The 17,747-nt window shown below is 67.3% G+C and carries 18 protein-coding genes; 8 read left to right on the plus strand and 10 right to left on the minus strand.

Annotation, left to right across the window (positions count from 1 at the left end):
* Positions 1-67: 67 nt before the first annotated feature.
* The 3 genes from dalD (at position 68) to N4261_RS04055 (ending at position 3,715) form a co-directional block, all read left to right on the plus strand.
* The gene (gene dalD / locus N4261_RS04045; RefSeq protein WP_261758937.1) at positions 68-1,486 is read left to right on the plus strand and encodes a D-arabinitol 4-dehydrogenase; all 1,419 of its coding nucleotides are present in this window, start codon (positions 68-70) and stop codon (positions 1,484-1,486) included.
* Positions 1,487-1,647: 161 nt separating this feature from the next.
* On the plus strand, positions 1,648-2,577 hold the full coding sequence (locus N4261_RS04050; RefSeq protein ID WP_261758938.1) for an AraC family transcriptional regulator: 930 nt from the start codon (positions 1,648-1,650) through the stop codon (positions 2,575-2,577).
* A gap of 91 nt (positions 2,578-2,668) precedes the next feature.
* Positions 2,669-3,715 carry a PfkB family carbohydrate kinase gene (locus N4261_RS04055; protein ID WP_261758939.1) on the plus strand — a complete coding sequence of 349 codons (1,047 nt, stop codon included), beginning with the start codon at positions 2,669-2,671 and terminating at the stop codon, positions 3,713-3,715.
* Between the two features lie 165 nt (positions 3,716-3,880).
* On the opposite strand, the gene N4261_RS04060 is transcribed toward N4261_RS04055, so the two are convergent.
* The 3 genes from N4261_RS04060 to N4261_RS04070 form a co-directional block, all read right to left on the minus strand.
* Complete coding sequence (locus tag N4261_RS04060) at positions 3,881-4,198, minus strand: hypothetical protein (protein WP_261758940.1); 318 nt, start codon at positions 4,196-4,198, stop codon at positions 3,881-3,883.
* A gap of 92 nt (positions 4,199-4,290) precedes the next feature.
* Positions 4,291-4,641, minus strand: a complete 351-nt coding sequence (locus N4261_RS04065) for a DUF1801 domain-containing protein (RefSeq protein ID WP_261758941.1) — start codon at positions 4,639-4,641, stop codon at positions 4,291-4,293.
* Positions 4,642-4,852: 211 nt separating this feature from the next.
* Positions 4,853-5,221 (minus strand): DUF1428 domain-containing protein, encoded by a 369-nt coding sequence (locus N4261_RS04070; protein WP_261758942.1) that lies wholly within the window; start codon positions 5,219-5,221, stop codon positions 4,853-4,855.
* A 251-nt stretch (positions 5,222-5,472) separates the two neighbouring features.
* Here N4261_RS04070 and N4261_RS04075 point away from each other — a divergent pair, with 251 nt between their 5' ends.
* A complete protein-coding gene (locus N4261_RS04075) occupies positions 5,473-6,162 on the plus strand; it encodes a glutathione S-transferase family protein (protein WP_261758943.1) in 690 nt (229 codons plus the stop codon).
* A 91-nt stretch (positions 6,163-6,253) separates the two neighbouring features.
* Here N4261_RS04075 and N4261_RS04080 read toward each other — a convergent pair whose 3' ends face one another.
* A complete protein-coding gene (locus N4261_RS04080) occupies positions 6,254-6,436 on the minus strand; it encodes a CsbD family protein (protein WP_261758944.1) in 183 nt (60 codons plus the stop codon).
* A 277-nt stretch (positions 6,437-6,713) separates the two neighbouring features.
* Between N4261_RS04080 and N4261_RS04085 the strand changes: the two genes are divergently transcribed.
* A complete protein-coding gene (locus N4261_RS04085; protein ID WP_435532000.1) occupies positions 6,714-7,274 on the plus strand; it encodes a hypothetical protein in 561 nt (186 codons plus the stop codon).
* A gap of 121 nt (positions 7,275-7,395) precedes the next feature.
* Here the strand turns inward: N4261_RS04085 and N4261_RS04090 are convergent, their stop codons facing one another.
* From N4261_RS04090 to N4261_RS04105, 4 genes are read right to left on the minus strand one after another with little or no spacing between them, the layout of a single operon-like run.
* Positions 7,396-8,100, minus strand: coding sequence for a glycosyltransferase family 2 protein (locus N4261_RS04090; RefSeq protein ID WP_261758945.1), 705 nt, complete (start codon positions 8,098-8,100; stop codon positions 7,396-7,398).
* Positions 8,097-8,831: a class I SAM-dependent DNA methyltransferase gene (locus tag N4261_RS04095; protein WP_261758946.1), complete on the minus strand. Its 735-nt coding sequence runs from the start codon at positions 8,829-8,831 to the stop codon at positions 8,097-8,099. Before N4261_RS04095 ends, N4261_RS04090 begins: the two co-directional genes overlap by 4 nt.
* Positions 8,828-9,742 carry a PIG-L deacetylase family protein gene (locus N4261_RS04100; protein ID WP_261758947.1) on the minus strand — a complete coding sequence of 305 codons (915 nt, stop codon included), beginning with the start codon at positions 9,740-9,742 and terminating at the stop codon, positions 8,828-8,830. Before N4261_RS04100 ends, N4261_RS04095 begins: the two co-directional genes overlap by 4 nt.
* Positions 9,730-10,755, minus strand: coding sequence for an acyl-CoA dehydrogenase family protein (locus N4261_RS04105; RefSeq protein ID WP_261758948.1), 1,026 nt, complete (start codon positions 10,753-10,755; stop codon positions 9,730-9,732). The genes N4261_RS04100 and N4261_RS04105 overlap by 13 nt, the downstream gene beginning before the upstream one ends.
* Before the next feature lie 231 nt (positions 10,756-10,986).
* Between N4261_RS04105 and N4261_RS04110 the strand changes: the two genes are divergently transcribed.
* A complete protein-coding gene (locus N4261_RS04110) occupies positions 10,987-13,341 on the plus strand; it encodes a PAS domain S-box protein (protein WP_261758949.1) in 2,355 nt (784 codons plus the stop codon).
* A 141-nt stretch (positions 13,342-13,482) separates the two neighbouring features.
* Positions 13,483-14,415, plus strand: coding sequence for a LysR family transcriptional regulator (locus N4261_RS04115; RefSeq protein WP_261758950.1), 933 nt, complete (start codon positions 13,483-13,485; stop codon positions 14,413-14,415).
* Positions 14,416-14,424: 9 nt separating this feature from the next.
* Here the strand turns inward: N4261_RS04115 and N4261_RS04120 are convergent, their stop codons facing one another.
* Positions 14,425-15,090 (minus strand): response regulator, encoded by a 666-nt coding sequence (locus N4261_RS04120; RefSeq protein WP_261758951.1) that lies wholly within the window; start codon positions 15,088-15,090, stop codon positions 14,425-14,427.
* A complete protein-coding gene (locus tag N4261_RS04125) occupies positions 15,083-16,483 on the minus strand; it encodes a sensor histidine kinase (protein ID WP_261758952.1) in 1,401 nt (466 codons plus the stop codon). The genes N4261_RS04120 and N4261_RS04125 overlap by 8 nt, the downstream gene beginning before the upstream one ends.
* Before the next feature lie 161 nt (positions 16,484-16,644).
* On the opposite strand from N4261_RS04125, the gene N4261_RS04130 reads away from it, so the two are divergent.
* Positions 16,645-17,616 (plus strand): hypothetical protein, encoded by a 972-nt coding sequence (locus tag N4261_RS04130; RefSeq protein WP_261758953.1) that lies wholly within the window; start codon positions 16,645-16,647, stop codon positions 17,614-17,616.
* Positions 17,617-17,747 lie beyond the last annotated feature (131 nt).

A 17,747-nucleotide genomic window follows, 5' to 3' on the forward strand; every position in this document is an offset into this window, starting at 1 on the left:
GCGATCGGCAGCGACCTGGGTCGCTTCCGATCCGTCGCTTCCCGCATTCCCTGTTTTCCGACCCGCCATGACCACCGCTCAAGACACCCTCACCATCCTGCATCTCGGACTGGGTTCCTTCCACCGGGCCCACCAGGCGGTCTATCTGCATGAGCTGCATGCGCTCGGCGACACCCGCTGGGTGCTGGCGGGCGGCAATCTGCGGCCGGACATGCCGGAGACCATCGCCGCGCTGCAGGCCCAGGGCGGGGCCTACACGCTGGAGACGGTCAGCGCGCAAGGCGAGCGCCGCTACACCTGGATCGAATCGATCCGCACCGTGGTGAGCCACACGCCGGATCTGGCGGGCCTGATCGAGATCGCGGTGCGGCCCAGCACCCGCATCATCTCCTTCACCGTCACCGAGGCGGGCTACTACCTGGACAGCCGCCATCAGCTGGACTGGGCCGCCGCGCCCGATCTGCAGGCCGATCTGCAGGCGTTGCGCGACGGCCGCGCCGGCAGCACCCTCTATGGGGCGCTCACCACCTTGCTGCGTGCGCGCATGCAGGCCGGTGCGGGTGCGCTCACACTGCTGAACTGCGACAACCTGCGCCACAACGGCGATCGCTCGCGCGGCGGGCTGTTGCAGTTCGTCCGCGCCCTGGGCGACGACGCCCTGGCCGCCTGGATCGAGGCCCACACCACCAGCCCCAACGCGATGGTGGACCGCATCACGCCCCGCCCGACGCCCGAGGTCGCCGCCCGCGTGCTGACGGCGACCGGACGCACGGATCCGGCGGCCCTCATGGGCGAGAGCTTCATTCAATGGGTGATCGAAGACCGCTTCGCGAATGGTCGTCCCGACTGGGCGCGGGTGGGCGCGGAACTGGTCGAGTCGGTTGCACCGTATGAGGAGGCGAAGATCCGCCTGCTCAATGCCACCCACAGCTGCATTGCGTGGGCGGGCACGCTGGTCGGCTATCGCTTCATCCATGAAGGCACGCACGACCCGGCCATCCGCCAACTGGCCTACGACTATGTGACCGACGACACCATCCCGGTGCTGTCGCCCAGCCCCCTCGATCTGGCGGCCTATCGGGACGTGGTGCTGGAGCGCTTCGGCAATCCCGCGATCGAGGACACCAATCAGCGGGTGGCGATGGACGGCTTCAGCAAGATTCCCGGCTTCATCGCGCCGACGGTGCGCGAGCGCCTGGCGCGGGGCGAGTCCATTGCCAGCGTGGCGGTGTTGCCGGCCCTGTTCCTGGCCTATCTGCAGCGCTGGCATGCGGGTCAGATTCCCTACACCTACCAGGATCAGGCCATGGACCCAGCGGCCGCGCATGCGATCTGCGAGGCCGCCGATCCGGTCGCTGCGTTCGCCGCCGATCCGGTGCTGTGGGGCGAATTGGCCGGAGATCCCCGACTGGTTCAGGGCTTGCGGGCGGCCAGCGAAAAGGTGGCAGGATTCGTGGCGCAGCATGCGTCGGGTCGGGCGGGCTGAATCGCGACGGGTGACCGTCTGAAGGCCGATAGAAAGTCGATAGAGGGCCGATAGAGGGCCGATAGTGGGCCGATGGAAGGTCGCCCCAGGCCCTTTGGCCAGTTCCCGTTGTGTCCGCACCGCCGCTGCGTCTGCATTCCGCTGTTCAGGAGTTCGTCGCCATGTCCACGCCTCATGCCCTGCCGCGCCAGACCAAGCCCGAGTTGGAGCATGCCTATTCCCGCTCGCCCGAGCTGGGCTATGAGCCACCGGAATCGGCCGGATTCATCCGTTGTCTCTCACATGGTTTCCCGACGCCGCTGGCGCGTTGGCACTATCACGATGAATACGAGCTGCATCTGATCACCGCCTCCTCCGGCAAGGTGTTCGTGGGCGACTGGATCGGGCAGTTCCAGCCCGGTCAACTGGTGCTGACGGGGCCGCGCCTGCCGCACAACTGGATCAGCATGGATGTGCCGGAGGCGGGTTATGCCGAGCGCGACCTGGTGGTGCAGTTTCCGCATGCGCCGCTGGCCAGTGCCTGCGAGGGCATTCCGGAGATGCGGGAAGTGATGCCCTTGCTTGAGCGTGCGCGTCACGGCATCGAGTTCTTCGGCATGCAGGCGCAGGCCACCGCGCACTGGCGCCGCATCAAGTCCTGCCAGGGCCTGGCGCGATTCGGCGCCTTCTGCGACTGGATGGGCGAACTGGCCCGGTCCACCGATTTCCGACTGCTGTCCAGCGCTCAACTGCAAAGTGAAGACAGCGACACCCAGCTGGCGCAGATCAATGCGATCGTCAGCCGCATTACCGAGCATCTGGCGTCGCCGCTGTCGGCTGCGGAGCTGGCGCAGGAACTCGGCATGACCGAGAGCCGCTTCTCGAGATTCTTCCGGCGTGCCACCGGCAACACCTTCACTGATTTCGTGAACCTGGTCCGGGTCAATCGCGCCTGCCAATTGCTGCAGGACACCGAACGCTATGTCACCCTGATCGCCTACGACGTCGGCTTCAACAACATCGCCAACTTCAACCGCCGCTTTCTGGACATCAAGGGCATGACGCCCACCGAATACCGCAAGCAGGCGGCCGGCCGCTTCGGCCTCAAGTAGCGCTGCGATGGCGGCGATGGCCAGGGCCTTCTGATCACGCCCCGTCGCCTGCAGCGCCCTCGTTTCTCATTCGTCTGATCCCCTTGTCACCATGACCGTCGCCGACCTCTCCGTGAATCCCGCCGCCGCACCTGCCCCTGAGATCACTGCCGCCGTCGCCGGCGAGGCGCTGATCGATCTGATCCGTCGGCCGGATGGCAGCTATTTGCCGTGCCTGGGCGGCGCGCTCTACAACCTCAGCCGGGCGCTGTCGCGCCAGGGGGTGGGCACGCAATACCTCAACCCGCTGTCGCGCGATCGACTGGGTCGCGAGCTGCATGCGCAACTGGTGGCCGACGGGGTGCAGCTCGCGCAGCCGGAGGCGGTGCAGCAGGTCACCTCGCTGGCCGTGGTCAACCTGGATGCGAACGGCCATCCGGACTACGCCTTCTACCGCGAGGGCGTGGCGGACCGCGCGATCTCGGCGATGGGCCTGGGTCAGGCCTGCGCCGCGCTGCCTCAACTGCAACTTGTGTGCACTGGCGCGCTGGCGCTGGATGCCCGCGATACCCGCATCTACCTGCCGTGGCTGCAGGCGCAGCGGGCGGCGGGTCGCTGCGTGGTGGTGGACGCCAACCTGCGTCCGTCGGTGATGCCGGATCTGCCGGACTACCGTGTCGCGGTGCATGCCGCGCTGGCGCTGGCGCATGTGATAAAGGTCAGTGACGAGGACCTCGACCACCTGGGCGTCCCGGGCGAAGACGCCTTGGGCCGTGCGCGGCATCTGTTGGCCTCGCATCCCCAAGCGGTGCTGCTGGCGTTGACGCTGGGACCGGACGGTGCCTGGCTGCTGCACCGCAACGGCACGGCCTGCTTCGCCAAGGAGACGCGGTCCTTGACCGTCGTGGACACCGTGGGTGCGGGCGACTGTTTCCTGGCAGGCCTTCAGGCGCACCTGCTGCGTCAGGCGCAACTCGCGGGCACGGCGAGCATGGCGATGTTCCTCAACGAGCTGTCCATTCAGGATGCCGAGCAGGCGCTGCAACACGCGGTGGCCAGCGCCAGCCTGTGCGTGCAGGCCCAAGGCTGCGTGCCGCCGACGTGGCAGCAGGCTGTCGACTGGGCAGCCGCCGCACCGGCGCCGGTCGGTATTTTGTAGATCTGTCGGCAGCCCGTTGGCGCCCGATCGGCTGGCGTGGATCCTCGCGATTCATTCCTCAATGAAAAGACCCGGGCGTAACCGGGTCTTTCGTGAGGGAACGGCGGAGCAGCGTCGGACGATGCTCCGGCCCTTAACTAGCGATCAGCGATCAGCGATCAACGATCAGCGATCGCGCTGATCCTTCCCACCGTCCTGTGACGCCTCACCACGGCCCTTGCTGTTGTCCGGGCGCTGCTGGCCGCCTTGCTGCTGCTGGCCGGGAGAGTGCGATCCCTGCTGGCTTTGCTGGCCGGGCTGCCCCTGCGATCCCGAGCCTTGTTGCTGCCCGGGCGTACGCTGCGGGTTTTGCTGGTGTTGCTGGGTGGAAGGGTTCTGCTGCTGTGGCTGACCGGACTTCTGATCCTGCGATCCCACTTGGTTGCGCTGCGAACTGCTGCTGTCCGGGCGGTTGTTCCGATCCGAATTGTTCTGTTGCGACATGGTGGTCTCCTGAGTTGATATCGGCAGGACTGCCGACCTTGGAGATGCGGCAACGCGTGTTCCAGCGTGGGAGACAGGGTTAAGCATGGACCTCAGACATGACGGATCCACTGGGACAGCAACACCCTCAGTGACGCCGCGTGCGCCTCGATCTCCGACACACTGGCGTACTCGATCATGGCGCGGTCCTTGGCCAGCCACTTCAGCACATGGTCCGGATCCTGGATGTCGACAGCCGTCGAAGCTTCTCGCACCTTGGCGCCGAGATGAAGAATCAGCCCCACGCGGTCCTTGGCGCGCAGGTGCAGGGTGGCGAAGTACTCCGTCGTTCGAAAGCTCGGGGCATTCCATTTCACCCCTTCCTCGATCGACGGATCGGCGCCCAGGATCACCGCTCTCAGTGCCTGCACTTCAGGCTTGCAGGCGTGCGTCAAATCCGCCATGAACGCGTCGACGGCGTGGCTGGAGTCTGCGGCAGAGCGATGCCTGGACGGGGCAGGGAGGTTGCGCATGGCGTGCCAATCATGGAAAAAACGAGGCGGCGTTTTTCGAAGCGTGCGGGCTTGCGCATCCCGGTGCGGCGCGCATCCTGGAAGGCAATGCAAGGCGCCGAACCCGTGACGTGGCCCCGGCGCGTCGAGACCTGCGTACGGTTCAGGCCTTCACCTCAAGCACCTGCTCAAAGCCGCCGAAGATCATGCGTTTGCCGTCGAAGGGGATGGGCGGGTTCTCCGGGTTGTTCGGGTCCATGCGGGGGTCTTCCGCCATCTTCTTCATGCCGGCATCGCGTGTGGCCTTGTCGGGCCATTCGACCCATGCGAAGGCCACGGTCTCGTCGGCGGTGGCCTGGACCGCGCGGCGGAAGTCGGTGACTTTGCCGTCCGGCACGTCATTGCCCCAGCTCTCGATCACGCGCAGGGCGCCCAGTTCGATGAATAGATGGTCGAAATGACTCGCGTGTTCAATGAACTTCTGCTTGTTGGCGGTCGGCACCGCCATCACGAAACCATCGATGTAGGACATGTCTTCTCTCCTGTGGGGTTGACCATTCGGCGGACGATCAGAACGACCTGCCGTTTTCCTCGACGAGCGACGGGGGACGAAATCGACAGCACCTGGCGAAGGGCATCACATTCTTTGTGTGACAACGGATTCCCAATGATCCTGCACACTCTGCCCAGGAATGAAGGCGCAAAAGGATGCTGCAAAGCGTATTGGATTCTGCGCGCGCATCGACGCACCGACGATACGCCCAAGATGCACTGGAGACGCCCATGCCCCCCTTGACCCTGCACTATCACCCGCTCTCGTCCTACTGCCACAAGGTCCTCATCGCTTTGGACGAACTGGGCGTCTCGGTCGCGCTGCAGCGGCTCAACCTGGGCGATCCCACCGAACGTGCGGCCTATCAAACCCTGTGGCCCATGGGCAAGATGCCGTTGCTGATCGACCAGGGGCGGCCCATCCCGGAGAGCAGCATCATCATCGAGCATCTGCAGCGTCACCATGCGGCCCCGGGCCGCACGCTCATTCCGGACGATGTCGACCCAGCGCTCACCGTGCGCCTGTGGGACCGGTTCTTCGACCAGTATGTGATGACGCCGATGCAGGCCTGCACCTCCGATCTGCTGCGCAGCGAGACCGAGCGCGACCCCCTCACCGTGGCGCGCGCCAAGCAAACGCTGGCCGCAGCCTACCCGGTGATCGAGCAGCAGCTGGAAGGGAAGACCTGGATCGCCGGAGACACCTTCACCATGGCCGACTGCGCCGCAGCGCCCTCGCTGTTCTATGCGGTGACCTATCTGCCGATTCCCGCATCGGCACCGAGGCTGTCGGCCTATTTCGAACGCTTGATGGCTAGACCGTCGATCGCCGCCACTGTCGATCAGGCGCGTCCGTTCTTCCAGTTCTATCCCGGGCGCGCCGGTCTGGCACCTCGGTTCCTTGAAAGCAACGTGGACTGATCCTCGACCGTGGATCGCCGCGCCTTCAACGCCTTGCGCACGGCCATGAAAAAAGCGCGGCAGTGCCGCGCTTTTCGAAGGCTGAGGCCGATCAGTACTTGCCGGCGTCCTTGACGGCTTCCTTCACGTCGCCGACCGACTTCTGGGTCTTGCCCTCGACCTGCTTGGCCAGGCCCTTGGCCTGCTGTTCCTTGCTGCCGACGAGTTCGCCCGTCTTCTGTTGCACCTTGCCAGCGGCGTCCTTGACAGCGCCCTTCACTTGGTCCTTGTTCATGACATCTCTCCGGGTTGGTTATTGCGCCTCTCAACGGTGAGCAGCGCATGAACGAAGAGTAGGCCGCCCGCCGGACCGGCGGTGCAGGTCAGGGGCCCGTTGTGCTGTCGGTCTTCGCCTACGTCGGTTTTACCGATGTGCCATGACGGTCAAGCACAGGCCAACGTGGCAGGGACGGTCGCTACAGGCGGCGCATCGCCGTCATGGGCAACACGGCGGTCAGAAAGCGGCGCGGTCCTACACCGTACGCCGCCCGCGGGTTCTACCCTTGCGGCCCATGAATGCACCCATCTCCCGAACCAAGCCGCCGCCCGAGGATGACTCCGGCGATGCCGCTCCCTTTCTGTTGCGCGGCTTTGCCGTGGTGCACGGCGTGCTCGCCGCGTTGTTCGCCTGTCTGGCCTTGCTGCTGGTGGCGATCTCCGCGCGAGAGGCCTGGGAGGTCCTGAACATGGACCTCGGCCCCAAGGCGGCTCAATTGGTCATCGAAGCCGTCGGCGTGCTGGCGGCCGCAGTGGTGGCGCTGCAGATTGCGCAGACCATCACCGAGGAAGAAGTCATCCGCAGCGCCCACATCAGCGCCCCGACGCGAGTGCGACGCTTCCTGTCGCGCTTCATGGTGGTGGTGGTCGTGGCCCTGGCGATCGAGGCGCTGGTCGCCACCTTCCGCGCCGCTCACGAAGACTCGACCGAGCTGCTGCATGCCGCGGCCATGGTGCTCGCCGTGGGCGTGTTGCTCGCCGGCTGGGGCGTGTTCATCCGCATGAACCGCTATGCCGAGGAGCTGGAACCCGAGGCCATGCGCGAAGCCCAGGAAGAGGACGAGAAGCTGAAGTGAGCCAGCGCGGCGCCATCACGACGCCAGCGCGACCGCCACAGGCGGCGCGACGCCGAGGACGGGCAACGATTTCGTGTGCTGCATGGCCATGCCATCGTGGCCATCGGACATCGGTTTGTCCTCAGGTCTTCAAGCCAGGCGCCATCGGCAGCAGCAGGTGGGCCATGGCTTCGGCGCGTGCCGGCAGGCGGCTCATGAAGCCGGCAAACCCGTCGGGTGCCCGGCCGACGCGGCGCGGGCTGGTGGTCACCCGCACGGTGTTGGTTCTGGCGATCGTGGCGCCGACCGCTTCCAGCTGGCCGACCAGCGCCACATCCTCCCGATGCCGGATCGGCGGGAAGCCGCCCGCCCGCAGATAGGCGGTGGCCGAGACGCCCAGATTGGCGCCGTGGATGTGCGGATGGTCTTCCGCATCCACATAGTGCGCTTCATAGGCCAGCCGCTCTTCCGTCGAGAAGTCGCTCCAGTCCTCCACCTGCACCACGCCGCACACCGCTTCTGACTGCAACGCCAGTTGATGCGCGAGCCAGCCCGGATCCACGATGGAGTCGGCATCGGTGAACGCCAGCCAGCGCGCCCCCCGTGCGATCAAGACCATGGCGCCTTCGGCCCGGGCCGCGCCCACATTGCGATGGCCCACCACGAGTCCGTGCACGCCCAGGGCCCGCACCACCTCGCCGGTCCCGTCGTCACAGGCATCGAGCACCACCAGGATCTCGACCGTCTCACCGAACAGACCGGGATGGGCCGCCGCTGTCTTCAGGGCCAGCAGGCAGCGCGCGATCAGCGCTTCCTCGTTGTGGGCGGGCACGACGACGCCGATCATGATGGCAGGCCCTCGCGTTGCGACACCGGGCGGGCATCGTCGCTCCAGACCTCGATCAGGAAGTCGGCTTCCTCATGCCGTGACAGCCGGGTCAGGCCGTGTTGGCGGGTGAATCCGTCCTGCATCAGCCGATGGACCTCGTCACCGAGCCGCCGATAGTCGCCCTCGGCATGGCGCCAGTGGCACGCCAGGATGGTGCCGCCCGGCATCAGGGACCGCGCGCTGCGATCGATCACGCCAGCCAGCGCGTCTGATTCGAGGTAGTAGCCGAATTCGCTCAGCACGATCAGGTCGAACCGCTCGTTCGGCCAGTGCGCGGGCATGGTGGCGCGCTCGACCTGCACGTTCACGCAGTCCGCCAGCCGCTCCCGAGCGATCGCCACCGCCGCCGCACTGCCGTCGGTGGACAGCAGCCGGTCGCAGCGCCCGGCCAGGGCGGCGCTGAGCTCGCCAATGGCGCATGCGGGCTCGAACGCCTGTGCGTAACGAGCCATCGGCAGGCAGGCGAGCGTCAGCGCGCGCTTGCGGCGTTCATACCAGCGGGTGCGATAGCGCCAAGGGTCGCCCTCGGCGCTGAACAGCGTCTCGAAGTGCTGAGCCAGTTGGGCTGCCGCCGAGGCGTCCGACTCGCTGGCCGTCGTGGCGCTGGTGGGCGTGGCCTCGGCATCGACATCGACATCCAGATCGACAGTGGCGTCGACAGGGGCCCGAGGCCTGGATGCGGCGCTCATGAGTCGGCCTCCGGCGAGAAGACGAATTCGAACGGACGCATCAGACGCTCCACCGTGGTCGTGGTGAGCACGGGCGGACGCCCGCCGTCTGCCACCAACTGGCTGCGATGCGCCGCGATCGCGGCGCGCTTGCATCGCAGGGCCGGTTCATCCAGTGGCAGCCGGCGCAGGCGGTGCCAAGGGACGCGCGTGTCATCGGGCTGGGCCCAATGCCAGGTCCATACCGGGACTTCCACCAGACGGGCACCGGTCAATCCTGCCGCTCGGGCACAGGCCCGGCCGGTGGCCTCATGGTCCGGATGGCCGTCCGATCGCCAAGTGGTGAACAGCACATCGCCCGGTTGCAGCAGGCTGAGCAGATAGATGACCAGGTCGTCCTCGTTCGCCGTCACGGCGCCGTCGGGCAGTCCGGCGGTAAAGACAGGCACCTCCAGTCCCAGTTGCCGCAGGCCGTTCGCACGCTCGGCACGTCGCTGCACCGCGAGGCGTTCCGCCGTCCAGTGGCGCGAACCCGGATGGCTGGCCTCGCCATCGGTCACACCGACCATCAGCACCTGCGGGGCGTCCTCTGCCCAGACGTCGGACCGCGCCAACTGCCGGGCCGAGAGCATCGACAGCAAGCCGCCGCAGGCCAGCACCTCATCGTCCGGATGCGGGGCCACCACCACCGCACGCCGACCGTCCGGAACCAGTTGGTCCAGCGCGATCAGCGGGACCGTGGCCAGTGGCGCCCACGCTTGCCAGATGCGCTCGGACGTGCCGTCGCCGTGGATCAGGGGCTCGTCCCACGCGTCGGCGGCGGCCAGGGCGAGCGGGTCGACCGAAGGCCGGGGCGTGAACGGCGGCGCGCGCAGCGGTTCAGGGGCGGCACGGGGGGCGCGCGGCGGTGGATGAAGCATCACAGGGTCCATGGGGAGGGCACTCGTCGGGCGGTGTCGGTGGAGGCGGCGTGCCGGGCGCGTTCGCCCAGGGCAACCAGGTCACGGTCGCCATGGCTTTGTCGAATGAAGACGGGCAGGTCCGCCGCCAGGCGGGCAAAGCGGGGATCCAGGCACAGCGGTCCGGCACCCATGGCCCGGGTGGCCGCGCGCAGCACCTGCTGCGCGGCTTCGTCGCTGGCGGCGCGAGTGCGCAGGGCCCAGTCCTGGGCATCGGCATGGGGATGGTGGTCGATCCAGTCGGCCGCCTCCCGCAGCAAGGCGGCGTTGGCCGAGAGCAGCCGGTCGATCTGGCCGAGCGCCAGCAAGCGGTGCCAGCCTGGCTCGCGGGCTTCGACGGTCTGCGCCAGCAGGGCGTCTGCCACCGCGCCGGCTGCGCCATGCCAACACGCGGCGATGCCGATCCCGCCTTGCCAGAAACCCGGCCGCGACAGGTAAAAACCGCCATCGCCGATCAGGCGTGCCGGCACCGACTCGAACCGGACTTCCGCGCTCACGGTGTCGGACATGCCGACCGCCTTCCAGGCGGCCTCGTTGATCGTGATGCCGTCCTGGCACAGGTCCACATCGGCGAGCCAGGGCCCGCCGCCTTGCTCATCCCACACCGTCAACAGGGCGCGGTCCAGGCCGGCGGCCCCGGAGCACCAGGCCTTGGTGCCGGTCAGGCTCACGCCGCCGGTCGGCGAGCGTTGACACCGCACGCGAGCGTGAGGTGGCTCTGCCGCCCACATGCCATAGGCGGCTTCCGGTTGCACGGGCGCATGTCCGGCTTCCGCCAGCACGGCCAGCGCATCGGTATGGCCCTCAAACAGTTTGACCAGCGACAGGTCAAGGGCCGCGACGGTGGACAGCGCACGCCAACGCATCAGGGTGTGTCCGCCGCCGGGCGGAGGCAAGTCGGCATGGCCCTCCTGAATGAGGGTGCGAAGGCGCTGGGCAGGCCCTGCGACGTCCAAGTCGGCGAGCGCGGCCTGCAAGCGTTCCATCGGTCCCGCCTCAAAGGGCGCGGTGGCTCCGGTTTCGATCATGAAGGTACTGGGCACGCGCCGTGCCACCCCTGGCAAAAGGGAGCTGGCGCGCATCAGCGCACATGCCCCTTCCACGCGGGACAAGGCGGCATGCGGCCCCCTTTGTGCCAAGATCATCCAGCGCCGTCGCGCCGCCTTTCGGGCGGCATGCAGCGCGCGGAGTGGCCAAAGTTGTCAGAAAGGGCCGCCATGACCGAGGGAGACGCATCGCATCCGCAAGTCCAGTTGTTGGACGCGGAGCGGCGCATTCAAGAGTTGCATGCCGGACTGGCCTTGGCGCTGGCCAGCATTCGTGCGGCCTACATCCGTGTCGACCGGCAGGGCTGTGTCAGCGACATGAACACCATGGCGCAGGAAATCACCGGCTGGCCCTTGAGCGAGGCACGTGGTCTTTCGATCTGGTCGGTGTTCCAACGAGAAGGACGGCCCGAGCACTACTTGAAGCGCAACCCGATCGAGGTGCTGCAGGAACAGGACTGGCAGGCCGGCGAAGGGCGCCCGATGGTTCTGATCGCACGAGACGGCCGACCGGTCAGCGTCGAGGTCTATGCCACTGTGAGTCATGGACCCGACGGTCATCCGGACGGCATGGTGCTGGTGTTCCGCGACCAGAGCGCGCTCTACCAAGCGCAGACGGCGGCACATCGGCTCGCGGCGATTGTGGAGTCCTCGCATGATGCGATCGTCGGCAAGGCGCTGGACGGCACCATCACCAGCTGGAACCAAGCCGCCGAACGGCTGTTCGGCTACAGCGCCGATGAGGCGGTCGGCATGTCGGTGATGGCCCTCATCCCGCCGGAGCGGCGCAATGAGGAGATGCAGATCCTGGCGCGCCTTGTCCAAGGCGACCGCATCCCCGCACTGGAGACGGTCCGGCTGTCTCGAGATGGCCAGCGCATCGATGTGTCGTTGTCGATCTCACCGGTGCGCGACCATGCAGGCACCATCATCGGCGCGGCCAAGATCGCCCGCGACATCACCCAGGAGCTGGCCGCCCGACAGGCGAGGGCTCGCGTCGACGGCCTGGAGCGCGAGAACCGGGAAGTGCTGGAGGCCATGCGCACCAAGTCGCTGTTCCTGGCCAGCATGTCGCATGAGTTGCGCACCCCGCTCAACGCCATCATCGGCTTCGCGCAGCTGCTGCATGAGTCGCCGGTCGCCGTGTCCGAGGAGAAACGACAGCAGTTTGTGGCCCACATTCTCAGCGCGGGGCGGCATCTGCTGGAGATGATCAACGACGTGCTGGATCTGTCGAAGGTCGAGGCCGGCCGGATCGATTTCAATCCGGTCGAGTTCGATGTCCGCGCCGCCGTCCATGACCTGATCGAGACCCTGCGGCCCTTGGCCCAATCCCGTCAGCATCGCTTGCGGGAGGACCTGGATCCCGATGTCGGTCCGGTGCTGCTGGACCCGGTGAGATTGCGGCAGATCCTCTACAACTATCTGTCGAACGCCATCAAGTTCACGCCGCCCGGAGGCGACATCGTGGTCCGGACCCGAGCGCGCGGACGCCGTTCCTTCCTGCTGGAAGTCCAGGACAACGGCGCCGGCCTCTCGGACGCCGATCAGGCCGAATTGTTCCAGGAGTTCCGACAGCTGCGCCGCCAACCGGGCCAGGACAGCGCCGGGACCGGCCTGGGCCTGGCGCTGACGCGCCGGCTGGCGCAGGCGCAGGGCGGCAGCGCAGGCGTGGCCAGCGAGCCCGGCCGAGGCAGCCGGTTCTATGTGGTGTTGCCGGTCCGGCACGCGCACCCTTCAGGGCTTGAGGCTGCCAGCACGGTGAATGACGCCGGGCGTACCGCGGTCCACACACCGCGGGTCGTCGTGGTGGACGATGACCATTCGCTCAATCGCGATCTCATGGACCGCTTGCGCGATACCGGCGTGACGGTCGAGCGCACCGACAACGTGCTCGATGCCGGCAAGATCGCCGCCACCGAGCGAGTCGATGCCTTCGTGCTCGGACTGGAAGTGGCCGGCCGCAATGGTCTGGAGCTGTTGATCCGTCAGGGGCCGGAGGCGGCCGTGCCGCCGGTGGGAGCGCTCAATGTGGCATTGGACCGGGACCATGTGGCGAGCTTTCCCGTGGCCGGCGTCATTCCCAAACCATCGACCCCGCGCGATGTGGGTGAAGCGCTGGCCCAGTGTGCCGAAGGCGCCCGCTCGCCGACGGTGATGGTGGTCGACGACGATCCGTTGAGCCTGACCTTGATGGATGAGACCCTGCGCGGATGGGGGGTCTCGGCGATCTTGTTCCGCAGCGCAGAGGCGGCCCTTGCTCACCTTGAGCGAGACACCCCGGACCTGATCATCCTGGATCTGCTGATGCCGGTCATGGACGGCTTCGAGGTGTTGGCCGCCATCCGTCGTCGACCTGACCTGATGCACCTGCCCGTCTTCATCTGGACCAGCCTGACCCTCACCACCGATGAGCAGGACCGGCTGCGGCGCTCCGCCGCGCGGGTGCTGTCCAAAGGCGAAGCGGCGCTGGACGGACTGCTGGCCGAACTGCTGCCGATTCCGGCCCGCACGACCGCGCCCTGACGCGACCGACGTGACGATCGCGGCCATCGCGGCCATCGCGGCCATCGCGGCCATCGCCAGGCGGATCGACCGGCCCTCTTCGGATGGCCACACAATCCGCGCCAGCGACGGGCCCCCAGACGACGGCCCGCAGGAGCAGTGATGGATCGTTTCGATGCGCTTCAGGCCTTTGCCCGGGTGGTGGAGGCCGGCAGCTTCACCAAGGCCGCGCAGACACTTCACATGAGCAAGACCACGGTGACCCAGCTTGTGCAGCAGCTGGAGGCGCGGCTGCGAGTCAAGCTGTTGAACCGGACCACCCGCCAGGTGGCCTTGACCGCCGATGGCGCGGCCTATTACGAGCGCGTGGTGCGGGTGCTGGCCGATCTGGAGGATGCCGACACCAGCCTGTCCAGCGCCACCGCCTTGCCGCGGGGCCGCTTGCGGGTGGATGTACCCAGCCCGTTCGCGCGGATGATCCTGATGCCGGCGCTGCCCGCTTTTCATGCGCGCTATCCGGAGATCCAGCTCTACATGGGCGTCAGCGATCGCATGGTCGATCTGATCGGTGACAAGGTCGATGCCGTGGTGCGCGGCGGCGCCTTGCCCGATTCATCGTTGATGGCGCGCCGCATCGGCGAACTGCGGTTGGATGTCTATGCGGCGCCGAGCTACCTGGCGCGCGTCGGCATGCCGTCGGACCCGCAGGCGCTGGAGCAGGCGCCGCACCATGCGGTCGGATTCCTGAGCACGCGCACCGGCAAGGTGACGCCGTTCCGTCTGCAGCACGGGGCGGAGCAGATCGAGGTCCAGGCGCGCCACGTGGTGGCGGTGGACGATGGCAACGCCTATCTGGCGGCCGGACTCGCGGGCATGGGGGCGCTCTGGCTGCCGCACTACATGGCGAAGGGGCATGTTGCGAACGGCGAGCTGGTGCCACTGTTCCCCGGCTGGCGGGTCGAGCCGATGCCGATGCATGTGGCCTATCCGCCGAACCGGCATGTCAGCACCAAGCTGCGGGCCTTCATCGATTGGGTGGTGGAACTGATGGCGCAGCATGCGCCGATGGCCGAAGACCGCGGGGCGGTCGGTTGATGGCCGCGATCAGTCCGCGCCGCCCGCACCACCCGCGCCACCCGCCTCGTGCCGGCTCGCCAGCAAAGCGGCTTCCACCCGGCTGCGCACCTGCAGCTTCTGCAGGATGTTGGTGACGTAGTGCTTGATGGTCTTCTCTGACAGGAACAGCGCGTCGCCAATTTCGCGATTGGTCTTGCCGCCACCGATGAGCGACAGGATTTTGCGTTCGCGATCGGTCAGTTCCTGCAGCGGGTCCGGCGCCTTGCGCTGGGTCAGCGAGACCAGCATCTCCGCGGCGATCGACGGGGACACATAGACCTCGCCGTCCACCGCCGCGCGCAGCACCTCGGTGAGTTCCCGGGCCGAGACGCCCTTGAGCACATACCCGCGCGCGCCGGCCTTCAGCGCGGCCAGCAGCTTGTCCTTGTCCTCGGACATGGTCAGCATCACGATCGCGGTGGCGGGGCAGGCCATGGCGATCTTTTCGGCCGTCTGGATGCCGTTCCAGCCCGGCATGCTGATGTCCAGCAGCACCGCGTGCGGCAGCAGCGATTGCGCCATGGCCAGCGCTTCTTCGCCGGAGGCGGTCTCGCCCACGACGCGGAATTCGGGATCCAGCCCCAGCGAATGCACCACGCCTTGGCGGAACAGGGGATGGTCGTCGACCACCAGGACTTCAATCACGTCACTCATGCGTTGGCTCCGTTCCCACCAGCGGCAGGCTGACCCGGATGGTCGTCCCCCGCCCGATCTCGCTGGACACCTGGAACACGCCGCCCAGCGACTCCACTCGCTGGCGCATGCCGCTCAGGCCCAGTCGACGCTTGGCCAGCGCCGCGTCCACCGCGAAGCCCGGTCCGTTGTCGATCACCTCGATGCGCACGGTGCGGGCATCCGCCGTCACCCGCACCTGCCCGTCGCAGCCCGGGGCATGGCGGAAGGTGTTGGCCAGCGATTCCTGCAGCAAGCGGTAGAGCGTGGTCTTGATTCGGAAATGCACCGCCAGGCCGTCTGGCACGTCGGTGTGCAGACTCACCGGTTGGCGGGTCTTGGCCAGGAAGTCCCGCACCACCCGCGCGGCGATGGCGTCCAGTGGCAGCGGGCCGATGTCGGGCAGTTCCAGGTCGGCCGAGATGGCCCGCAGATCGCTCATGGCCGATTGAACCGCATCGGCCACGCGGTCCAGGTCCTCGGCGGAGGCGGCACCGGACGACGCGCTGCCGGCGTCCCGCAGATTCTTGATCCGCATGAGCGCGAATCCCAGGTCCTGGCAGGGGCCGTCGTGCACATTGGCCGAGACCCGTTGCAGCAGCGCTTCGTGGTTGACGATCGCATCTTCGGCGGCGCGCCGCACCCGGGCATGCAATTGCAGGTTTTGCGCATTGAGCTCGGTCTGCCGCTGGATCTGGCCGTTCAGCTCGGCCTGCTGCGCCAGGATGGTCTGGCTGCCGCGCCGCACCACGATGAACAGCAGCAAATAGGTGGCGAGCATCGCGCCGGCCACCACCAGCCAGCTGCGCCGCTGCGCGATGCCGGCCTCGCGGTCGACCTCGTCGGGCAGTTGGTAGAACTCGGCCACCGCGCCGATCCGGCCGCGGTCAGAGGTGTGGATCGGGGTGTAGGTCTCGATCATCCGCTCCAGCGGCTGACCGTGGTCCGTCTGCACCTTGCCGCGGCGGATGCTGACTTCCGAGTAGATGTTCCCTGCCGCCGCAGCCTCCAACCCTTCGTCGATCTCGAGCTGCTTGCCGGCGCCTTCGCCGTCGCTGGTGAACAGCACCATGCCGTCGGGTCGCCAGATGCGCAGCGCCACGATGCGGCGGGCCCATTCAGCGTCGGCCATCAGGGCGGTGAGGGCTTGGCGGTCGGCGTCGCTGAGCGTGCCGGTCTCGTTGACATGCTGCAGGTGCGGCGCGATGAAGCCGTCCACATACAGCGCGGTGTCGCCGCCGATACGGTGCACCACGCTTTCATGCACTTGCCGGCCGACCCACCAGCCGATGACCAAGGTCGTTGCAAAGAGGATCGGAAAACTGATGAGGAGGAACTGTTGCGAGAGCGACAGGCGCGCAGGCGCAGATTTCATCGGCGGGACTGTAACAGCGTGCATCCGGCCTGCCCATGGACCAAAGTCCCGACCGATCGCGACCATGGCCCGACCCAGGTCCCGCCCTTCTGCCGTGGGCGGGCAGGGGGCGCTTTCCTACGATGCGAGCACCGATCCCGATCAACCCGGAGCTCTCATCCATGTCGCATCCACGTCAATCGATTCCCTCCCGTCACGTCGCCGGCCGTTCGTTGCTGGTGGGCCTTGCGCTCGTGCTGTCGAGCGGCCTGGCCGCTGCCGCCTCGTCCAAGGGCTGTGACGGCGGCGGCTTCCGGGTGCTGGGCCTGAGCGGCTCGCAGAGCACCACCGTGCCGGCCGCGAGCGTCGGCGCCAGCTTCCTGGTGCAAGGCAAGTATGTGCAGTTCGAAGTGGATGCCGCCACCTTCGGCGTGCGCAACTACCTGCTGACTGGCGCGGCCAATGCGCTGGACATGACCGGCGGCGTGCCCACCCCGGTGTTCGCGGCCAAGACCCCGGACCACCGTGGTGCGACGCTCACCAGCGGCGTGGATGTGGACCTCAAGGACACCGGCATCGAGCTGATCCGCGAAGGCGCCCAGGTCACGATGAAGCTGCAGGCCAAGGACTGCGCCAACGGCGGCGTGTTCCAGATGGAAGTCGCCCGCGCGGACGGCACCGCCACCGTGTTCACCCATGTGCTGGCCACACATCCGAGCAATCCGTCGCTCAATGCCTTCTATTTCGACAACCGCAATTTCCGCAACCGCGAGGGGGATGCGGTGCCCTACAAGGACACCACCGTGGTGGTGACGCCGCGGGTGAACTTCGGCAACGACTATTCGTCCAAGTTCGTCGGTCGTGACAGCCCGCAGGTGGCGACCCGCCTGAGCGATGCGAACTGCGTCAACGCGATCGTCCGCCGTGACGGCACGGTGCAGAAGGTCAGCCATTGCGGTCTGACCTCGCGCTGGGAAGTCTCCAGCGGTGGCCGCATGGGCATGGTGTTTGGTGAAGATGCCACCGAGGTGGCACCGCCGGCCACCATCTGCACCCACAAGTGCCAGGCGCAGAACCAGGTGAAGGGCCGCTCCACCGTGCTGGGCGCGCCGTTCCCGGTCGCGCCGGCCGATCGTCTGGCGCCGCGCCAGTAATCGTCGGTCCTCCGGCACAAGGCCGGTCGCCCTGAAGTTGCGGCGACCCCAACCACCCCGCCCACGGCGCCCTCGCGGCGTCGTGGGCGTTTGTGCGGTGGGCGCTTGGGCATACTGGCGGCACGATGACG

Origin of the sequence: Roseateles amylovorans (genome assembly GCF_025398155.2) — a bacterium.
GTDB lineage: Bacteria > Pseudomonadota > Gammaproteobacteria > Burkholderiales > Burkholderiaceae_C > Roseateles > Roseateles amylovorans.

Bases quoted from the DNA above. Each gene is read 5' to 3' on its own strand.
- N4261_RS04065 (WP_261758941.1), bottom strand. From the start codon at position 4,641: ATGGCGGATTTGACGCACGCCTGCAAGCCTGAAGTGCAGGCACTGAGA.
- N4261_RS04105 (WP_261758948.1), bottom strand. From the start codon at position 10,755: ATGGAACGCTTGCAGGCCGCGCTCGCCGACTTGGACGTCGCAGGGCCT.
- N4261_RS04130 (WP_261758953.1), top strand. From the start codon at position 16,645: ATGTCGCATCCACGTCAATCGATTCCCTCCCGTCACGTCGCCGGCCGT.
- N4261_RS04110 (WP_261758949.1), top strand. From the start codon at position 10,987: ATGACCGAGGGAGACGCATCGCATCCGCAAGTCCAGTTGTTGGACGCG.
- N4261_RS04060 (WP_261758940.1), bottom strand. From the start codon at position 4,198: ATGTCGCAACAGAACAATTCGGATCGGAACAACCGCCCGGACAGCAGC.
- N4261_RS04075 (WP_261758943.1), top strand. From the start codon at position 5,473: ATGCCCCCCTTGACCCTGCACTATCACCCGCTCTCGTCCTACTGCCAC.
- N4261_RS04125 (WP_261758952.1), bottom strand. From the start codon at position 16,483: ATGAAATCTGCGCCTGCGCGCCTGTCGCTCTCGCAACAGTTCCTCCTC.
- N4261_RS04050 (WP_261758938.1), top strand. From the start codon at position 1,648: ATGTCCACGCCTCATGCCCTGCCGCGCCAGACCAAGCCCGAGTTGGAG.
- N4261_RS04120 (WP_261758951.1), bottom strand. From the start codon at position 15,090: ATGAGTGACGTGATTGAAGTCCTGGTGGTCGACGACCATCCCCTGTTC.
- N4261_RS04095 (WP_261758946.1), bottom strand. From the start codon at position 8,831: ATGAGCGCCGCATCCAGGCCTCGGGCCCCTGTCGACGCCACTGTCGAT.
- N4261_RS04070 (WP_261758942.1), bottom strand. From the start codon at position 5,221: ATGTCCTACATCGATGGTTTCGTGATGGCGGTGCCGACCGCCAACAAG.
- N4261_RS04085 (WP_435532000.1), top strand. From the start codon at position 6,714: ATGAATGCACCCATCTCCCGAACCAAGCCGCCGCCCGAGGATGACTCC.
- N4261_RS04115 (WP_261758950.1), top strand. From the start codon at position 13,483: ATGGATCGTTTCGATGCGCTTCAGGCCTTTGCCCGGGTGGTGGAGGCC.
- N4261_RS04080 (WP_261758944.1), bottom strand. From the start codon at position 6,436: ATGAACAAGGACCAAGTGAAGGGCGCTGTCAAGGACGCCGCTGGCAAG.
- N4261_RS04055 (WP_261758939.1), top strand. From the start codon at position 2,669: ATGACCGTCGCCGACCTCTCCGTGAATCCCGCCGCCGCACCTGCCCCT.
- N4261_RS04100 (WP_261758947.1), bottom strand. From the start codon at position 9,742: ATGGACCCTGTGATGCTTCATCCACCGCCGCGCGCCCCCCGTGCCGCC.
- dalD (WP_261758937.1), top strand. From the start codon at position 68: ATGACCACCGCTCAAGACACCCTCACCATCCTGCATCTCGGACTGGGT.
- N4261_RS04090 (WP_261758945.1), bottom strand. From the start codon at position 8,100: ATGATCGGCGTCGTCGTGCCCGCCCACAACGAGGAAGCGCTGATCGCG.